General features: G+C 62.0%; 16 protein-coding genes. 6 read left to right on the plus strand and 10 right to left on the minus strand.

What is annotated here, in order from left to right:
* The first annotated feature begins 24 nt into the window (after nucleotides 1–24).
* On the plus strand, nucleotides 25–897 hold the full coding sequence (gene rhtA / locus RHP75_RS11660) for a threonine/homoserine exporter RhtA (protein WP_311088334.1): 873 nt from the start codon (nucleotides 25–27) through the stop codon (nucleotides 895–897).
* 93 nt (nucleotides 898–990) lie between these two features.
* Here rhtA and RHP75_RS11665 read toward each other — a convergent pair whose 3' ends face one another.
* The 5 genes from RHP75_RS11665 to RHP75_RS11685 all read right to left on the minus strand — a co-directional run bounded on the left by RHP75_RS11665 (nucleotide 991) and on the right by RHP75_RS11685 (nucleotide 5,495).
* Entirely contained in the window at nucleotides 991–2,769 is a 1,779-nt protein-coding gene (locus RHP75_RS11665; RefSeq protein ID WP_311088335.1) for an ABC transporter transmembrane domain-containing protein, read from the minus strand.
* A gap of 27 nt (nucleotides 2,770–2,796) precedes the next feature.
* On the minus strand, nucleotides 2,797–3,186 hold the full coding sequence (locus RHP75_RS11670; RefSeq protein WP_311088336.1) for a DoxX-like family protein: 390 nt from the start codon (nucleotides 3,184–3,186) through the stop codon (nucleotides 2,797–2,799).
* Entirely contained in the window at nucleotides 3,179–3,613 is a 435-nt protein-coding gene (locus RHP75_RS11675) for a thiol-disulfide oxidoreductase DCC family protein (RefSeq protein WP_311088338.1), read from the minus strand. Before RHP75_RS11675 ends, RHP75_RS11670 begins: the two co-directional genes overlap by 8 nt.
* 166 nt (nucleotides 3,614–3,779) lie before the next feature.
* Nucleotides 3,780–4,355, minus strand: a complete 576-nt coding sequence (locus tag RHP75_RS11680) for a DUF1287 domain-containing protein (protein ID WP_311088339.1) — start codon at nucleotides 4,353–4,355, stop codon at nucleotides 3,780–3,782.
* A 24-nt stretch (nucleotides 4,356–4,379) separates the two neighbouring features.
* Complete coding sequence (locus tag RHP75_RS11685) at nucleotides 4,380–5,495, minus strand: ATP-NAD kinase family protein (protein ID WP_311088340.1); 1,116 nt, start codon at nucleotides 5,493–5,495, stop codon at nucleotides 4,380–4,382.
* A gap of 152 nt (nucleotides 5,496–5,647) precedes the next feature.
* Here RHP75_RS11685 and RHP75_RS11690 point away from each other — a divergent pair, with 152 nt between their 5' ends.
* On the plus strand, nucleotides 5,648–5,809 hold the full coding sequence (locus RHP75_RS11690) for a PA1571 family protein (RefSeq protein ID WP_311088341.1): 162 nt from the start codon (nucleotides 5,648–5,650) through the stop codon (nucleotides 5,807–5,809).
* 39 nt (nucleotides 5,810–5,848) lie between these two features.
* On the opposite strand, the gene pdxB is transcribed toward RHP75_RS11690, so the two are convergent.
* Complete coding sequence (pdxB, locus tag RHP75_RS11695; RefSeq protein WP_311088342.1) at nucleotides 5,849–6,991, minus strand: 4-phosphoerythronate dehydrogenase PdxB; 1,143 nt, start codon at nucleotides 6,989–6,991, stop codon at nucleotides 5,849–5,851.
* Between the two features lie 179 nt (nucleotides 6,992–7,170).
* Between pdxB and RHP75_RS11700 the strand changes: the two genes are divergently transcribed.
* Both RHP75_RS11700 and RHP75_RS11705 read left to right on the plus strand, forming a co-directional pair.
* The gene (locus RHP75_RS11700; RefSeq protein WP_311088343.1) at nucleotides 7,171–8,550 is read left to right on the plus strand and encodes an MATE family efflux transporter; all 1,380 of its coding nucleotides are present in this window, start codon (nucleotides 7,171–7,173) and stop codon (nucleotides 8,548–8,550) included.
* The gene (locus RHP75_RS11705; RefSeq protein WP_311088344.1) at nucleotides 8,550–9,632 is read left to right on the plus strand and encodes a DUF3080 family protein; all 1,083 of its coding nucleotides are present in this window, start codon (nucleotides 8,550–8,552) and stop codon (nucleotides 9,630–9,632) included. Before RHP75_RS11700 ends, RHP75_RS11705 begins: the two co-directional genes overlap by 1 nt.
* Here the strand turns inward: RHP75_RS11705 and RHP75_RS11710 are convergent.
* Nucleotides 9,590–10,045, minus strand: coding sequence for a gamma-glutamylcyclotransferase family protein (locus RHP75_RS11710; RefSeq protein WP_311088345.1), 456 nt, complete (start codon nucleotides 10,043–10,045; stop codon nucleotides 9,590–9,592). The genes RHP75_RS11705 and RHP75_RS11710 overlap by 43 nt on opposite strands.
* Entirely contained in the window at nucleotides 10,045–10,296 is a 252-nt protein-coding gene (gene tusA, locus RHP75_RS11715; RefSeq protein ID WP_170048792.1) for a sulfurtransferase TusA, read from the minus strand. The genes RHP75_RS11710 and tusA overlap by 1 nt, the downstream gene beginning before the upstream one ends.
* Before the next feature lie 187 nt (nucleotides 10,297–10,483).
* On the opposite strand from tusA, the gene RHP75_RS11720 reads away from it, so the two are divergent.
* Nucleotides 10,484–12,025 (plus strand): CocE/NonD family hydrolase, encoded by a 1,542-nt coding sequence (locus tag RHP75_RS11720; protein WP_311088347.1) that lies wholly within the window; start codon nucleotides 10,484–10,486, stop codon nucleotides 12,023–12,025.
* Nucleotides 12,026–12,029: 4 nt separating this feature from the next.
* Here RHP75_RS11720 and rlmM read toward each other — a convergent pair whose 3' ends face one another.
* Complete coding sequence (gene rlmM / locus RHP75_RS11725) at nucleotides 12,030–13,085, minus strand: 23S rRNA (cytidine(2498)-2'-O)-methyltransferase RlmM (protein ID WP_311088348.1); 1,056 nt, start codon at nucleotides 13,083–13,085, stop codon at nucleotides 12,030–12,032.
* A gap of 261 nt (nucleotides 13,086–13,346) precedes the next feature.
* Between rlmM and RHP75_RS11730 the strand changes: the two genes are divergently transcribed.
* Nucleotides 13,347–14,912: a PAS domain-containing methyl-accepting chemotaxis protein gene (locus RHP75_RS11730; RefSeq protein WP_311088349.1), complete on the plus strand. Its 1,566-nt coding sequence runs from the start codon at nucleotides 13,347–13,349 to the stop codon at nucleotides 14,910–14,912.
* A gap of 43 nt (nucleotides 14,913–14,955) precedes the next feature.
* On the opposite strand, the gene RHP75_RS11735 is transcribed toward RHP75_RS11730, so the two are convergent.
* Complete coding sequence (locus tag RHP75_RS11735; protein ID WP_409079645.1) at nucleotides 14,956–17,235, minus strand: fatty acid cis/trans isomerase; 2,280 nt, start codon at nucleotides 17,233–17,235, stop codon at nucleotides 14,956–14,958.
* Nucleotides 17,236–17,259 lie beyond the last annotated feature (24 nt).

The following is a 17,259-nucleotide window of genomic DNA, read 5'->3' on the forward strand; positions in this document are numbered from 1 at the left end:
CGAACAAAAAACCAAGGAACAGCCATGCCGCGCTCAACGCAATTTTCTCTGGTGATCCTGCCGATCCTGTTGCTGTTGATCGCCATGACCTCGATCCAGAGCGGCGCATCCCTGGCCAAGGGGCTGTTCCCGGAGATTGGCGCCAGCGGTACCACGGCCCTGCGCTTGAGCCTTGGCGCGCTGATCCTGTGCATCCTGATGCGCCCGTGGCAGGCCAAGCTGACGCTGAAGTCCAGCCGTTCGCTGCTGGCGTACGGGCTGTCACTGGGCGGTATGAACCTGCTGTTCTACCTCTCGCTGAAAACCATTCCGCTGGGCATCGCCGTGGCCCTGGAATTCACCGGCCCGCTGGGCCTGGCGCTGTTGTCGTCACGCCGCTTGGTGGATTTCGTCTGGATCGCCCTGGCAGTTTTCGGCCTCTGGCTGCTGCTGCCCACCGGCCAAAGCGAGGTGCCGCTGGACCCGGTCGGCATGGCCCTGGCCTTGGCGGCTGGGCTGTGCTGGGCGCTGTATATCGTTTTCGGACAACAGGCCGGCGCTGAGCACGGCAAACAGACTGTGGCACTCGGCACCATCGTTGCGGCCCTGCTGGTGTTCCCGATTGGCCTGTGGCAAGCCGGCAGCGGCCTTTTTTCCCTGGACCTGCTGCCCGTCGCCCTCGGCGTTGCCGTACTCTCCTCGGCCCTGCCCTACAGCCTGGAAATGGTCGCCCTGACGCGCCTGCCCGCACGCACCTTCAGTATTCTGATGAGCATGGAGCCGGCGATTGCCGCGCTCTCCGGCCTGCTGTTTCTCAGCGAGCGCCTGACCCTCAGCCAATGGTTGGCGATCAGCGCCATCATCCTTGCCTCGGCCGGTGCGGCGGCAACCATCAGGCCGAAAGCCAAGCCGCTTTAAGCTCCAACGCGGGCCTGCTCAAGTGGGAGGGGCTTTAGCCGCGACAAAGCAAAACCGCAGCCCCTAATCGCGGCTAAAGCCCCTCCCACAGCATCAATTAACCGTTTCAGCCTCATTGCTAAATTGCAACTCGGCCAGGCGCGCATACAGCGGACTGCTGCTGACCAGCTCGCTGTGCGTGCCAATCGCGGCCAGTTTGCCGTGCTCGATCACTGCAATGCGGTCAGCACTTTTTACCGTGGCCAGCCGATGGGCGATCACCAAGGTGGTGCGCCCTTCCATCAGCGGCGGCAAGGCTTGTTGAATCAAATGCTCGCTCTCGGCGTCCAGCGCACTGGTCGCCTCATCGAGCAGCAGAATCGGCGCATCCACCAACAATGCCCGAGCAATCGCCAAACGCTGACGCTGCCCGCCGGAAAGCCCCAACCCGGCATCGCCCAAGTGAGTCTGGTAGCCATCCGGCAGCTTCATAATAAATTCGTGGGCATGTGCCGCTTTGGCTGCCGCCTCGACCTCAGCCAGGCTGGCAGTGGTTTTGCCGTAACGGATATTGTCCTCCACCGAGCCGAAGAACAGCGCAGGGTTCTGCGACACCAGGGCAAAGCTACTGCGCAGTTCGCGAGGGTCGAGCTGTTGGATCGGCACGCCATCAATCAGGATGCGGCCCTGCTGCGGGTCGAAAAAGCGCAGCAGCAGATCAAACAGCGTCGATTTACCCGCACCGGACGGCCCGACCAACGCCAGGGTTTCCCCCGCTGCAACCTGCAGATCGATACCGTCCACGGCGAAACTGCCGGGGCGCGACGGGTAGGCGAAGCGCAGCCCTTGCAGTTCGATGCGGCCCTGCACCGGCTGTTGCAGATGCAACGCATCGGACGCCGGCGGGGTGATTTCATTGCGCGCCTGCAACAGCTCGGCGATGCGCTCGGCGGCACCGGCAGCCCGTTGCAGCTCGCCGATTACCTCACTCAGGGTGCCGAAGGCCGAGCCGACAATCAGGCTGTAGAACACGAACGCCGCCAGCTCACCGCCGGAAATCCGCCCCGCGATCACGTCCATACCGCCGACCCAGAGCATCACCCCCACCGCGCCGAGCACCAGCACGATCACCACAGTAATCAGCCAGGCACGCTGGGCAATGCGCTGACGCGCAGTATCGAAGGCCGCCTCGGCGGACAGGCCGAAACGGCGTTTGTCCTCATTCTGGTGGTTGTAGGCTTGTACGGTCTTTATCTGCCCCAGCACCTCGCCAACGTAGCTACCAACATCCGCCACCCGGTCCTGGCTCTTCCGCGACAACGCACGTACACGGCGGCCGAATATCAGAATCGGCGCGACCACCAGTGGCAGCGCCATCAACACGATGCCACTGAGTTTGGCATTGGTCACCACCAGCAGCACGCTGCCGCCAACCAGCATGATCAGGTTGCGCAGCGCCATCGACAGCGACGAGCCGATCACCGATTGCAGCAGCGTGGTATCGGCAGTCAGACGCGACTGAATCTCCGAGCTGCGGTTGCTCTCATAAAAGCCCGGATGCAGTTCGATCAGGTGGTTGAACACGCGCTTGCGGATATCGGCGACAAAGCGCTCGCCAATCCACGACACCAGATAGAAACGGGTAAAAGTACCGATGGCCAGCGCCAATACCAACACAAAGAACAGCCCAATCGACTGCTGCAAGGCCGCCGGCGATTGAGTCGCCAGTCCCTGATCGACCAACAGCTTGATGCCCTGCCCCATCGACAGGGTGATGGCGGCGGTAAACATCAGCGCCAGCAAGGCCCCAAACACGCGACCGCGATACGGCGCAATAAAGCGCCAGGCCATGCGCAGGGCATTGCGCTGACGGGAAGACAGGATCGAAAGCATGAAAGCTCGCTGGGGCGCTGACGCCCGTTAATGAGGAAGCGATTGCGGCGTTTCCGCCCGCCAAGCCAGCCAACACAGCGCCAAAGCAGCAAGGTTGGTCGACAGCGGATTGAACGCCTGCAGCAGTAGATGGGGACTGAATAGCGCCACATCAAGCAGCAGCCCAATCAACAGCAGGCCGGCCAGCAACAAGGGCCAGCGCTGACGCCGCCACAACAGCAATAAACCCAAGATGATTTCCGCCAGACCAGCGATGCGCGCCACCCATTCGGGAGCCGGCAGGTTGTGGACTTGGATCATCGCCAGCTCATCCGGACTTAGCCAGAGAATCTTCGGCACCAGGCCGTGCCAGATAAACACCAGGGCCAGGGCGATACGCGCTAGCCAGGCGATCTGCAGTAAACGGGGATCAGTCATGCAAGAAGCGTCGGGCATGATCAGCGTTTGGTATGAGGCAACTGTCGTAGCGACCAAATAGCCGGTAGCGATTTAGCGCAATACGGTCATAGCACCAGTCACGTATGGGCCGTGGAATCAGCCGCAGCCAGGCCAGCAAGCGCCATGGATTAGGCAGTTGGGCGACGATGCGCAGCACCGCATCCGAACGCAGCAGCATCTGGTCATTCTCGATCAAGGCCATGGTATCGAAACGCTCGGTGGGCAAGCCGCCCCAGGCCAATAGCGCCTGGCCCTCGGCCGATTGCACCGAAGCCAGGCGAAAGCGCTGCTCAGCGTCGTGGCGAATCAGAAACTTCGCCCAGCCGTTGCACAGCTTGCACACCCCGTCGAACAACACCACGCGCTCGCCTGGTTGGATAAGGGGTGGACGTGTTTGCTCCTGCATACCCAACTCCTTCAATGCAGCCCTAAGAGCCTGTTTACGATCTCGCGAGCTAGAGCCAGACAAGGCAAAAACAGCCGAGGAAGCGGAGTTTACTGGTTGTAAATGAGCATTCCGAGGCTGTTTTTAACGCAGGATGGCCGACGCGCAGCAGATCGTAAACAGGCTCTTAGGCGGCCGGGATACGGTAATGGCCGGTGATCTTAAAGCTAAAGAGGATGTCCTCTTCCTGAGTGCCACGGCCGATATTGTGCAGCACCAAGGGTACGCCGTTGCCGGCCTGGCGGTCGCTGATAATGCCGATATGGGTCAGGCCGCCGCCCAGATCCCAGGTGACGATATCGCCAGGACGATAGCGCGCGGTATCCTGGCCAGGCGCCAGTGCCCAGCCCTGGCGTTTGAACCAGGTCATCAGATTCGGCACGCGGCGATGATCGATATTGCTGTCGGGCCGGCTTAGCCCCCAGTTCTTGGGATACAGGCGAAAGTTAGCGCGCATGTCCTGATGCACCGCTTGCTGCAAATCCAGGCCTTGCTGGCGCAGCGCGCGGATCACCACATCGGTGCACACGCCGGTATTGAGCGGTACATCGCCATTGGGGTAGCTCAGGCGGCGGTAGGCAGGGTCATAACTCAGGGTTACACCGACCTGCTCGCGGGCCGCTGTGACCAGGGCATCGGCTTGCAGCGCCCAGACCTGGGCACTTAGCAACATGGCCAATGCAATCAGCAGAATCGCCCGCATAACGCCTCCTTGATCGCCTAGTTGCTACTTGCCCACGGGATAGAGCAGCTCTTCCTTATAACCGGCCCACACCCGTACGACATCGGGAAAGGCATCGTCCAGCGCCACATCGCCGCTGTCCACCAGCAACGGCCGGCCTTCAAGCGTACCGAGCTTACGTTTGGTGGCGACCACCCGCAGATTTTCCAGGCCAATCGCGCGCAACACCCGTGGGCTGATCTGCTGGTTGCCGCGACCGATAATATGGCCCTGGCCACCAATCGCAGTCACCAGCAAACGCGCTGGATGGCCATCAATCAGCTCGAACAGCTGCGCCTCGGTGACATCGAGGGCCAACAGCTGACCATTCTCGATCACATCGACGCCGAGCAAGGTGGTCTGCAAACCGAGGTTCTGCGCCAAGCCATGCAGGGTCGAACCGGGGCCGAACACATAGCGCACATCGGCTTCCCAGCTGTCCTGCAGCCAGTCGGCCAGATCATTCAGCACCAGCTCTTCGGACTCCACACCGCCCTGCTTGACCTGCTGCACATAGCCGCCTTCCTGCGGCACCGTCAGCTCGCCATACCAGCGAGCGGTCACCCGACCTTCACGCAGCGCGCTTTCGTCGATATCGCGCACCTCGCCACTGCTCAGGCGCACCAAGCCGCCTTCGATCAGCCGCGCGGTCAGTTCTCCTGCAGCACGCGGGCTGATGGCATAGACCCCGGACTGAATCTTCACCCCGGCCGGAATCCCCAGCACAGGTTGGCCTTCGCGCACAGCGGCGCAGATATCCCGCGCCGTACCATCGCCACCAGCGAACAGAATCAACGCCACGCCAGCATCCTGCAGCAGCTCAACAGCCTGCCGGGTATCGGCGGCGCTGCTCGGACCAGCCGGTAGCTCACCGACCACGCGATGGGCAAAGCCCATCTCGCTCAGCAGGTCAGCGCCCATGGCGCCGGGAAAGGTGACGAATTCCAGGCGCTCGCGTAGCGGCAACAGCACCTCAAGGGCAGTTTTCGTACGCAGCGCCGACTTGGCCTCAACGCCCAAAGCCAAGGCCTGCTCGGCCACGCCGTCACTGCCCTTGAACCCTGCGGGGCCGCCCAGCCCGGCCAGTGGGTTGATGATCAAACCAATATGGAAAAGCCCCATAACACCCTCTAATTCAATACCTGCTGGCCCTGGCACAGTGCCTGCAATAGCTAACTTGCCCTGTGTCTTGCGGCGGTTTTCTGCCGTCGCAGTTGTCATAGCGCCTTCATCTAACACTCATAAAATCGCGCTAACCGATGAGGAGACCAGCCATGCACAGCCAACAACAGAATTCGCCAAAAGCCCCGACAATGCCGATTGGTGGCTTTGTCATCGACGCCCAGGGCCGCGAAATCCCGATCACCGAAGAGATGATCCAGCAAGCCTGCAACGCACTGGAAAAAGCCCAGCAGCAAACCGCCGAACGTAAGTAAGCGTCCCATCAGGGCAGCATTCGCTGCCCTTCGCTACAGCTAATTCAATCTCGCGCCCAACGCCTGCAACAGGCTGACCAACGCCGGCGCATCACCTTTTACAGAAACCTTAAGCCCGTCGATTTCCCGGCGCATCGGGTAGTGTTTGCGCAGCCCGTCAAACGCCGCACGCCGGCTTGCGGCATCGCCCTGCAGGCTGCGGCGAAAATCCGCATCATCGCGGCGCGGGTCATACACGGCACGGCAGATACTGGCCAGGGCCCAGGCCGGATCAGCGCTCGCATCGATAGTCAGCTCACTCAGCCAGGCGGCCGGCATCAGTTCTGCCAGTTCAACGCTGGGCGCAACACCCAGGTGCTGACACAGCGCCTGATAGATCTGCGCCGTGCCGCGCAGCTTGCCGTCCAGGCTGTAGCCGGCAATATGCGGCGTGGCGATGCGGCACAACGCGGCCAGCTCGACATCGGCCTGCGGCTCGCCTTCCCAAACATCCAGCACCACCTGCAGATCACTGCGCTGGGGCAGCAACTCGCGCAATGCCTGGTTATCCACCACCGCGCCACGGCTTGCGTTGATCAGCCAGCTGCCTGGCTTGAGTGCGGCCAAACGCGCGCGATCGAACAGGTGATAAGTTGAGTGTTCACCCAGACGTTCCAGCGGCGTATGCAGGCTGATCACGTCACATTCATCCAGCACCTGCTGCAAGCTGACGAAATCACCGCCCTCAGCGGCCTGACGCGGTGGATCGCAGACCAGCACACGCCAACCCAGGCCACGCAGCACCTTGAGCAGACGGCTGCCAACCTGCCCCGCGCCGACTATCCCATAGGTGCGCGTCGCCAGATCAACGCCCTGCTGCTCGGCCAATACCAGCAGGCTGCCCAGCACATAATCGACCACGCCACGGGCATTGCAGCCCGGTGCGCTGGCCCAGGTGATGCCAGTCTGCTGAAAGTAGTCGAGGTCCAGATGATCAGTGCCGATGGTGCAGGTGCCGACAAATTTCACCGGCGAGCCATCGAGCAGCGCGCGATCAACCTGGGTCACCGAACGCACCAGCAACAGGTCAGCATCGGCGACCGCAGCCGCATCGATGCTGCGACCGGGCAAGCGGCGAATCTCGCCAAAACCGGCAAAGAACTCGTCAAGCAGGGGGATATTTTCGTCGGCAACGATACGCATAGAGGGTCTGTTCCCGTGCTCCGTAAATCAGGCCGGCATTCTAACCTGCCGGCAGCGCTTGGCTACGCTGACTCGTGTGATGCGCCGATTGCACTGAAACATCGCGCAACAAGGTTTCCTGACCAAGCCGTCAAGGCGTAGACTGCACGGTTTCCTGATATACAGCCGGATACACCTGAATGCTTGCCCAAACCCGCTTGCAACGCGTCAGCACCGAGTTCTACAGCCTGCTGAAGCTGGCAACGCCGATCATCATTGCCCAACTGGCCAACACCGCGATGGGCTTCGTCGACACCGTGATGGCCGGCCGGGTCAGCCCGCAGGATCTGGCTGCGGTGGCGCTGGGCAACTCGATCTGGGTGCCGGTGTTTCTGCTGATGACCGGCATTCTGCTGGCCACCACGCCCAAGGTTGCTCAACGCTTCGGTGCAGGCGCGCATACCGAGATCGGCCCACTGGTGCGCCAGGCCCTGTGGTTGGCCCTGGCGGTGGGCATCGCGGCAGCGCTGATTTTGTGGAACGCGGAAATCATCCTCAGCCTGATGAATGTCGACCCGGCGCTGATCAAGCCCGCCATGGGTTATCTGCGCGCCGTGGCCTGCGGCTTTCCGGCCGTGGCGCTGTACCACGTGCTGCGCTGCTTCAGCGACGGCCTCGGGCATACCCGGCCGAGCATGGTCATCGGCCTGTGCGGCCTGGCACTGAACATCCCTCTCAATTACATCTTTATCTACGGCAAGCTCGGCCTGCCGGCCATGGGCGGCGTCGGCTGCGGCTGGGCCACCGGCCTGGTGATGACATTTATGTTCCTGAGCATGCTCTGGTGGGTGAAGTGGGCGCCGTTCTATCAGCCGAGCAAAATCTTCAGCCACTTTGAATGGCCGCAGTGGCCGGTGCTCAAGCGCCTGCTCTCAGTCGGTCTGCCGATTGGTATCGCGGTCTTTGCCGAGTCGAGCATCTTTGCGGTGATCGCTCTGCTGATCGGCGGCCTGGGCGCCACCGTGGTGGCCGGGCACCAGATCGCCCTGAACTTCAGCTCCATGGTGTTTATGATCCCGTATTCCCTGGGCATGGCTGCAACCGTGCGCGTCGGTCAGGCGCTGGGCCGTGGCGAGCCGCGTGAAGCGCGCTTTGCTGCCGGGGTGAGCATGGCGGCGGCACTAGGTTACGCCTGCCTGTCGGCCAGCCTGATGCTGCTATTGCGCGAAGAGATTGCGCAGATCTATACCCCGGACGGTGCAGTGATTGCGGTGGCCACCACCCTGCTGGTGTATTCGGCGCTGTTTCAGTTCTCCGATGCCATACAGGTAACCGCAGCCGGCGCGCTACGTGGTTACCAGGACACCCGTGTGACCATGATCCTGACCCTGTTTGCCTATTGGGGCATCGGCCTGCCGGTGGGTTATGTGCTCGGCCTGACCGACTGGTTCGGCGAGCCCAGCGGCCCAAGCGGGCTCTGGCAGGGTCTGGTGGTCGGCCTGACCTGCGCCGGCGGCATGCTTGCCGTGCGCTTGGCCGGCAGCGCGCGCAAACGCATTCGAGCCGCTAAGATGGCCTGATGAACGCCCGCCTGCTGCTTCTGCTCACTGCACTTTGCCTGTGCGCCTGTACGCCCGCCGATGACGGCCTAGCGCTGCAGGCTGATTACCTGCAACGATTAAGCAATGCTCTGGACGTCGAACCGGCCAGTGCTTTCGACGCCAGCGAACTGACCCGTTACCGATTACCAGCACGCCGCGAACGGTTGATCGAGATTGCCGAGCTACGCATCAGCCTGCTCGATCTGCTGGTCGATGTGCGTCGCTGCCCGGCACTGCAACAGCAAATCAGCCAGCGCAACAACAGCCTCGGCAAACAACTCACGCCCAGCAGCCGTCTGGCTTATGAAGGCGACCTGCTGCGCGCCCTGGACGCCTGCAGCGCGCACCTGCGCAGCCAGGACCAACAACCCCTGCGCAATACCCTTGAACAAATGGCGCAGGAAAAGCGTGCGCAATTGCCCGGCGTATTCTGGAATGCACTGAATGCCAGCCCGGAAGTCGAACGCTACCTGCGCTTTGCCGAAAAGCCCCTGCCGCCGGATGCCGACGAAGATAACGCGGCGCTGGATGCCCTGGCGCAGCTGGCCGCCATCGGCAGCGCGCTGCCTGATGCGCTGCCACCGAGTGCAGAGCAGCTTGATCCATTGTTCTTTGCCCTGCACGCCAGCGACCAGGGCGGTCAGTTGATCAGCAGCCTGGCCAGCCTGACTCACAGCCTCAACCAGGGCAGCGACATGCTGGACAGCCGCCAACAGGGCCGACCGCTCTGCCCCACGGGCAAGGCCACAGAGCGTGCACGCATCGTGCAAAACATCTTCGTCAAGTATTACGCCGGCAGCCTGCAGCCCTACCTGGCGCGGGTGGACCAACGTGGCCAGACCTGGAGTAGCAGCCTGCGTAGCCTCAGCGGCGTGGCGCAGATACCGCCAGCGACGCGGGTGTATCTGCAGCAATTGAGCAGTGACGAAGCGTCGTTATGGGCGGACTTTCAGCAGGCCACCGCACGGCATGTGCGCAGCTGGCAAACGGTGCTGAACAGCTGCGGCCTGGCGCCTGGTCAGTCGGGATGGACCGACCAGGCCGCCAGCGTCGACCAGTAGGCTTCGGACAACAACTCACGCCCAGCCAGCAGATGGGCCAGGTAATCGGCGCTGGGCAGCAAGCCTTCTTCGCGAAACGCCGGGTTGGCGATATACACCCAGGCCGGTTGCACGCCGTGGGCCGCGACAATCGGCAGGCATTCGCGGCTGTAATAGATTGGCGTGCCTTCGAAGTGATCCAGCTTGGCGATCTCACCAGCGTCGGCCAGGCGATACAGCACACCTTCCACCCGCCCCTCACGCTGATGCCGGATATTGGCGTAGGCCCGACCCGGCGCTCGGTCCGCCGCCCGCTTGTTAAAGCACAGGCTGTAACCGGGAAGATGGCCCGGCAACGCCTCCAGCACCGTCATGCCGCGCGCCTGCATGCGTGCCAGATTCATATTCGAGCCGTAGGCGAAGTACCACTGCATCAGTCGAGCTTCTTGCGAATTAAGTACAGGTAGGTCGCGCCGTCCTCGGCCTGCTCCACCAACTCATGGCCGAGAAACACGCAGAATTTTGGAATGTCGCGGCGGGTCGAGGGATCGGTGGCAATCACCTTGAGTAGGCCGCCGGCCTGCAGGTCGCGCACCTTGTTGTGCAGCATCATCACTGGTTCCGGGCAGTTGAGCCCGGTAGCGTCGAGGGTGGCATCGGGAATGGCAGTGGTTTGCAAAGACATCGGCAGGCTCCAGTAGCAGGCCGCTATTCTCGCGCAAAGCTGACCCAAAGGTCATCTAGCGCCTGATGGAAAACCTCTGCGTAGCGCGATTGGCCCGACAACAGGTCAACACAACCTTGGATGGGCAGGCAGCCACGCCCTGATCAGGCAGGCTGCGCAGCGTCCACCATTCCAATAAGAGCCATTTATGCGCCTTGCCTTGCTACTTGCCACCCTGCTGCTCAGCGGTTGCGCCGCACGCGACCAATTACCGGACTTCAGCGCCACCGCGCAGCAGGATCTACCAGCCACCCACTTTGATGCAGTGATCCATGGTCGCGATGGCACACGGCTGTCGGCCACCGTATTCCAGCCTGCACTGAAGGCTGGCGAGCAGGCTCCGGTCATCGTGCACACCCACGGCTGGGGCGGCTGGCGCGTCACCCGGCCGAACGGCTTCTATGGCACGCAGATGATGTCCGGTCGCGCCGCATTAAAAGCCTGGCAGGCCGGCTACTGGGTAATCAGCTACGACCAGCGCGGCTGGGGCGGCAGCGAGGGCGATATCGAGATGATGGACCCTGAGTACGAGGTGCAGGATGCCCTGGCCGTGATCGACTGGGCCGCCGCCAATCTGCCACGCCTGAGCATGGACGGGCCGAACGATCCGAAAGTCGGCATGCTCGGTGAAAGCTACGGCGGCGCGGTGCAGCTGTTGGCCTCGGCGACCGATCCGCGCATCGACGCGATTGTGCCGATTGCCACCTGGTACGACCTAAGCGAAGCCCTGGCCCCGGACAGCCATCTGAAAATCGGCTGGACCAGCGTGTTGCTCAGCCTGGGCCTGTCCACCGGTTATGACATGGGCAAGTTCATCCAGGCGCCTTACCTGAAAAGCGCCGACGGCCGTATGCGCGAGCCGGTGCGCGACGAACTCAAGGCCCACAGCCTGACCAGCTACTGCGCTCGCGGTCAGCGCCCGCAAGCCGATGCTTTGCTGATCCAAGGCATGCGCGACACCCTGTTCCCACTCAACCAGGGCCTGGCGATTCGCGATTGCCTGCAACAAGGCGCGCGTGATGTGCGCCTGCTCGGCATGCAGGGCGGGCATATCCTGCCGCCACCCATGCAACGCTGGAGCGGCCTGCCGCCGTTCAATAATGAAGCGGTGCTGAACTGCGACGGTCGGGCGATCAACCTCTACCAGAGCATCATCGGTTGGTACGAAGACAAGCTGCGCGGGCGCACAGGCGTGGCAGCGAGCATTCCCGATTTCTGCGTCAGTCTCGATCTGGATCAGGGCGTGGCTCTGCAACAACTACCTGCCAATCAACGGATCGAACTGCCAGCCACCGCAATTCGGCCGCTCAGTAGCGGGCTGCTGCAACCGGCGCGGTTTATCCCGTTGCAACAGGTTCAGACGAGCAGCGCCCTGGTTGGCGTGCCACAGGTGCATCTGGAAAACGCCGAAGGAATGCCGACACTGTTTGCCGCCCTGGTGGTCAAGCGTGCCGATGGCAGCAGTGCAGTGCTCAGTGAACAGGTCACCCCGCTCAACGGGCAAGCCAGCACAGAACTGGCTGCCGTCAGCGCGCAGCTACAAGCGGGTGACACCTTGGGCCTGCGCATCAGCGGCTTTAGCGGCCAATACCTGTTCAACGGCTCCTGGCAGCTCTCCAGCAGCACGCTGCAAGGCAGTGTCGAGTGGCCGCAGTTGCTGCCATTGCAGCCGCAACTGGCCAGGCACTGAGGGGTTATTTACCTAAGCGGCGCAGGTGACAGGTGACTTCTTCACGGTCGTGATACAGCTGCTTGCAGGCGATCGACACCTTGATCTTGCGCGCAGCAAAGCCGTCTTCCAGGCGCTGCAGCAGGCGGCGCACCTCGGCGTAGCGCTGCTTCATCGGCAGCTTGAGGTTGACCACCGCCTCCCGGCAATGACCGTCGCCAATCCAGGTTTCCACCATCGCCGCAGTGCGCGCCGGTTTTTCGACAATATCGCAGACCATCCAGTCCACCGGCTGCTTGGGCGTCCAGGTGAAGCCATCGACCATCAGGTGATTGACCAGGCCGGTGTCCATCAGGCTTTCGGCCATCGGTCCGTTATCGATGGCAGTCACCAGCATGCCGCGCTTGACCAGCTGGTAAGTCCAGCCGCCCGGCGCAGCACCGAGGTCAACCCCGGTCATCTCATCAGACAGGCGCTCATCCCAATGCTCGCGGGGGATAAAGGTGTGCCAGGCCTCCTCCAGCTTGAGGGTCGAACGGCTCGGCGCTTCGCGGGGGAATTTCAGCCGAGGAATACCCATGGGCCAGAGCGCTGAGTTGTTCGCCTCGGCCATGCCGACAAACACTTCGCGACCGCTCTTGAAGGTCAGCAGCAGGCGCGGCTTGCGTGCATCGTCGACCAGCTTGCCGGCCTTGCTCAGGGCATTGCGCAGCGGCGCCTCGAACTTCTTGCAGAAATTCGACAGCTCCTTGCCGTCGTTGGTATCCAGCACCTCCAGCCACAGGCTGCCAAATACCGGAAAATCTGCCAGATGGCCGAGCAGCACGCTGATGCGATCCAGCTCTGGCAAGTTGATAAATACCCCGCGCGCCCACTGCCGCGGGAAGATCAGCTGGTTGAAGCGCACCCCGCGCATCAGGCGCTCGGCACCGTCCTCCTCGGTGCAGATAAATTCCGCGCAGGCGGTACTCGGCTTGGCCTTGGCATAACCGGCAACGTCCAGACGCGCGGCGTGCTCGGCGATTTCCGCGCACACCTCATTTTCAAAACCCGGACGGCAGTGCAACAACAACGTATTCATCAGCGACTCTCCTCAAGGCGCGCATCATAGCCGAGTCACCCGCCTGTGCTTACTTTGCATCGGCCTTTTACTGATCTGCAGGTTAGACTTGCGCCACTGCGCAAGGCTCTGGCCCTGCCAATCGATCATCGGCCGCCCTAGCAAAATAGCGGGGGTAAACGGCCACAACCTGCCTCTTGCCGGTTACGCCTGGATTCACGGGCTAAACTTCCGCCAGCAACGGCCGAAGTACCGGTAACGTTTAAAGGAATAAAGAACGCCATGCGCAATAACCAACCTATTACTCAGCGCGAGCGCACCTTTCCCGCGCAGCAACGACTGATCTCCACCACCGACCTCAAAGGCCAGATCAGTTACTGCAATGACGCCTTTGTCGAGATCAGTGGCTTTAGCCGCGATGAGCTGATTCGTGCGCCACATAACCTGGTGCGTCACCCGGACGTGCCTGCAGCGGTGTTCCAGCATATGTGGGACACCCTGAAAAAAGGCCGACCATGGATGGGTATCGTCAAAAACCGCTGCAAGAACGGTGACCACTATTGGGTTAACGCCTACGTCACGCCGGTGACAGAAAACAACCAGGTCGTGGGCTACGAATCGGTACGGGTCAAACCGACTGCCGAGCAGGTACGTCGCGCCGAAGCCCTGTACCAACGGATCAATAGCGGCAAATCGGCGATTCCCGGCAGTGACCGCTGGCTGCCAATCGTGCAGGACTGGCTGCCATTTATTCTGATCAGCCAGATCGGCTTCCTGATCGGCGCCTGGCTCGACTCCAGCTGGGGCTTTGCCCTGGCAGCGGCGCTCTCGGTGCCGCTCGGTCTGGCCGGCTTGAACTGGCAACAGCGCGGCCTCAAACGCTTACTGCGCCTGGCCGACCAGACCACCTCCGACCCGTTGATCGCGCAGATGTACACCGACAGCCGCGGCGCTCAGGGTCGCCTGGAGATGTCCATCCTCAGCCAGGAAGCCCGTCTGAAAACCTGCCTGACCCGTCTGCAGGACACTGCCGAACAGCTCACCCTGCAGGCCAAACAGGCCGACACCCTGGCGCACAACAGCTCTGCCGGACTTGAACGTCAGCGCAGCGAAACCGACCAGGTCGCGACCGCCATCAACGAAATGGCCGCCACCACCCTGGAAGTGGCGAGCAACGTCGCCCGCACTGCCATCGCCACCCAGGATGCCAACCGCCTGACCAGCGCCGGCCGTGGCATTGCTGCAGAAACCCGTCAGGCCATTCAGCGCCTGTCGCAATCGGTCGGTGATACCGGCGAAACCGTGACCCGCCTGGCCCAGGACAGCAATGAAATCGGCGGCGTGGTCGATGTGATCAAGGGCATCGCCGACCAGACCAACCTGCTCGCCCTCAACGCCGCCATCGAGGCTGCGCGCGCTGGTGAAATGGGCCGTGGTTTTGCTGTGGTCGCCGATGAGGTGCGTTCGCTGGCGCAGCGCACTGCCGAATCCACCGGGCAGATCCATCAGTTGATCGCCAAGCTGCAACGCACTGCCGAAGAAGCAGTGATGACCATGGAAGTAGGCCGCAAACAGGCCGATGAAGGGGTCGAACGCGTGCAGCAGGCCGATGAAGCGCTAGCCGGTATCAGCGACGCGGTGGCCAATATCACCGATATGGCCAACCAGATTGCCGCCGCTGCCGAGGAGCAGAGCGCGGTGGCCGATGAGGTCAATCGCAGCATCACCACCATCGCCGAGCTGGCCGACAAAACCGCTGGTGAAGCGCATGACACTGCTTTGCTCAGCGAGGCCCTGACGGCTACCGCCAATGGACAGTACGCGCTGGTAGAACGTTTCAACCGCTAATCTGTAACCGCGCACTGCTCTGCAGTGCGCGCCTCTCTCTCTGCTACAGGTTCTCGTAGCGATTCATATCCAGCACGCCCGCTTCCAGCGGCTCGGTTTGCTGTATATACGCCGACATATCGTGGAAGTAGCGCCAGAACTCTGGATGCGTACGGCGAATGCCCCAACGCTCGACGACTTTCTCGAAGGCCACTGCATCACGTGCCTGCTCCAGCGCCGCGACAAACTCAGCGGTCTGCTCAACCTGCACATTGAAGATAAAGTTCGGGTAGCTGCTGAGCACCCCCGGATATACCGTCAGGGTATCCAGCGCCGGCTGGTAGCGCAGTTCCTCACCGAGCATAAAGGCCACATTCGTGTGCGCACGATTGCGCAGCAGGCTGTACACCTCACGCTGACCACCGGCCATTTCCACCCGCAGCAAGGTTGCCTCTGGCAGTTGCTCGATCACCTTGAGGGTGCCCGCCGGTTTTGCCGTCAACCGACTCAGAGACTGCTCGGCACGCTGCAACTCGGCTTCCAGCCCTGGTCGATGACAGTGCGCACCCGTACAGCGGTTGATTGGGTCGGGCCGCACATTCAGGCTGCCGTATCGCTCCAGCAGCGTTTCGACAAAGCTGCGTTTGGGATCGCTGCCGGGCAGCCGCAGGGCGCTCGGGCTTTCGCTGTCGATGGCCTGGTAATCCAGCCAGACCTTCAGTTTGCCGCTGCTCTGGTACCAGTCGCTGAGATAGCCCTCGCGCGACGCGGCTGGCATCAAGCGCAGAAAGTTGACCTCGGCGCCGTTGCGGATCAAATCGAAGTACAGCCGCGTTTGCGCCTGGTGCGACACGTTACCGAACACATCGAAATTCACCACCAGCTGGTAGTAGGTGCGCTCCAGCAGCGGAAAGTCCAACCACCAGAGGGTTTGCGGCACCTCACCAATCAAGCCTTTGCGCACGGAGGCGCTGTCGTGCTGACGGAAGATCGACAGCAACGCATTGTCGTTACCGGCCCAGATATGCGACCAGCTCGGCGCAGGCGCATCGGCATAGCGCTGCATGCGCAGGGCTTCGTACTCATTGCGCTTATCGCGGTAGGTGCGCCACAGCCCTAGCAAGTCACTGATGCTGTCCAGTTGCCCAGGCATGGCCAACAACTCCTTGGCCTGCTCGCGGTACTCGGGGTCGGTGATGTACAGGTCGTGCTGCGGGTCCTGGAACACCGCCCAGAAGTTATCGCGAATCACATCCGTGGCGATCTGCCCACGGCACACCGGTCCGCGAATAAAGGTGCGCACGAAGTATTCGGCGTTATCCAGCATAAATTGGTAACGCGCTTGCGCCGGAATCGCGGCAAAGGTCTCGAACGGATTGGCACGGTGCAGCGGGCTATAACCCGGCACCGCGTCCGCCTGCCAGTCGCTGGCGAAAAACAGCTCTTTAACCCGAGCCAGCTTCGCCGCGCTCAATCCATAGGTGATATGGGTCTTATGCACGATCACGCCCTGCACCGGCCTCAGGCGGTAATAGAACTCGTTGCCTGGGTCCTCATTGGGCAAGCGCGTGGCGATGATATCCACCGGCTTACCGCTGGGTGTACGCGAACGCACCATCTGGAAGAAATGACCCGGATCGCCGCCGGCAAAATGCAGATGGGCGAGAAACAGATGCTCGTAAAGCCAGCGTGAAACCAGCGACTCGCGCGCGCCCGGGGCGTTCATAAAGGTTTCCCAGGCGGCGATCTGCTGCGCCTCGGAAGCACTGGCCTGCAGCGCTTGCTGATCGACCGGCGCGCCCTGCTCGATCCAGGCCTGCAGTGTCTGGTAGTCGGCCTCGCTCAAACCGGTCACCGCGAACGGCATGCCGGCTTGCGGGTTCTTGCGGGCAAATTCGTCGAACTCCTGCGGCAGCGGGCATTGGTTGACCCGGTTGATGCTGATATTTAGCTCCGACGGCAGTTTGCTGTTGGCGGCCAATGGCTGCTGATGGCCCAGCTCCAACATGCGCGCCATCAGCGCGGCCTGGCTGCCCTGCTGCTCCAGCACAGAAACAAAGTCCTTGCGCCGCCACGCGGCTTCACCATGGGCATCAACAAACAAGCGCGTGGTGGCCTGCGCCTCGGTGCGTGTGCCGTTGTACACCGTGGCTTTGCTGACGCCACGCTGTACACCTTCGCCACTGCCCAGATTGAGCTGGCAAGCGGCGTCGTAGCAGGCATGGCAGGCCACGCAGTTCTTGGTAAAAATCGGTTGGATATCGCGACTGTAGGAGATGGGTTCGGCCGCCTGTAGTGAGCCGATGAACATTAAACACACGCCAAGCAGTAAGCGGCAGACCATGGGAACATCTCTAAAATGGCTTAA

This window comes from Pseudomonas sp. SG20056 (assembly GCF_031764535.1).
Lineage (GTDB): Bacteria > Pseudomonadota > Gammaproteobacteria > Pseudomonadales > Pseudomonadaceae > Aquipseudomonas.

Coding starts and splice junctions, on each gene's coding strand:
- rhtA (WP_311088334.1), top strand. CDS start 25: ATGCCGCGCTCAACGCAATTTTCTCTGGTGATCCTGCCGATCCTGTTG.
- tusA (WP_170048792.1), bottom strand. CDS start 10,296: ATGTCTTTGCAAACCACTGCCATTCCCGATGCCACCCTCGACGCTACC.
- rlmM (WP_311088348.1), bottom strand. CDS start 13,085: ATGAATACGTTGTTGTTGCACTGCCGTCCGGGTTTTGAAAATGAGGTG.
- RHP75_RS11720 (WP_311088347.1), top strand. CDS start 10,484: ATGCGCCTTGCCTTGCTACTTGCCACCCTGCTGCTCAGCGGTTGCGCC.
- RHP75_RS11665 (WP_311088335.1), bottom strand. CDS start 2,769: ATGCTTTCGATCCTGTCTTCCCGTCAGCGCAATGCCCTGCGCATGGCC.
- RHP75_RS11700 (WP_311088343.1), top strand. CDS start 7,171: ATGCTTGCCCAAACCCGCTTGCAACGCGTCAGCACCGAGTTCTACAGC.
- pdxB (WP_311088342.1), bottom strand. CDS start 6,991: ATGCGTATCGTTGCCGACGAAAATATCCCCCTGCTTGACGAGTTCTTT.
- RHP75_RS11680 (WP_311088339.1), bottom strand. CDS start 4,355: ATGCGGGCGATTCTGCTGATTGCATTGGCCATGTTGCTAAGTGCCCAG.
- RHP75_RS11675 (WP_311088338.1), bottom strand. CDS start 3,613: ATGCAGGAGCAAACACGTCCACCCCTTATCCAACCAGGCGAGCGCGTG.
- RHP75_RS11685 (WP_311088340.1), bottom strand. CDS start 5,495: ATGGGGCTTTTCCATATTGGTTTGATCATCAACCCACTGGCCGGGCTG.
- RHP75_RS11670 (WP_311088336.1), bottom strand. CDS start 3,186: ATGACTGATCCCCGTTTACTGCAGATCGCCTGGCTAGCGCGTATCGCC.
- RHP75_RS11705 (WP_311088344.1), top strand. CDS start 8,550: ATGAACGCCCGCCTGCTGCTTCTGCTCACTGCACTTTGCCTGTGCGCC.
- RHP75_RS11690 (WP_311088341.1), top strand. CDS start 5,648: ATGCACAGCCAACAACAGAATTCGCCAAAAGCCCCGACAATGCCGATT.
- RHP75_RS11730 (WP_311088349.1), top strand. CDS start 13,347: ATGCGCAATAACCAACCTATTACTCAGCGCGAGCGCACCTTTCCCGCG.
- RHP75_RS11735 (WP_409079645.1), bottom strand. CDS start 17,235: ATGGTCTGCCGCTTACTGCTTGGCGTGTGTTTAATGTTCATCGGCTCA.
- RHP75_RS11710 (WP_311088345.1), bottom strand. CDS start 10,045: ATGCAGTGGTACTTCGCCTACGGCTCGAATATGAATCTGGCACGCATG.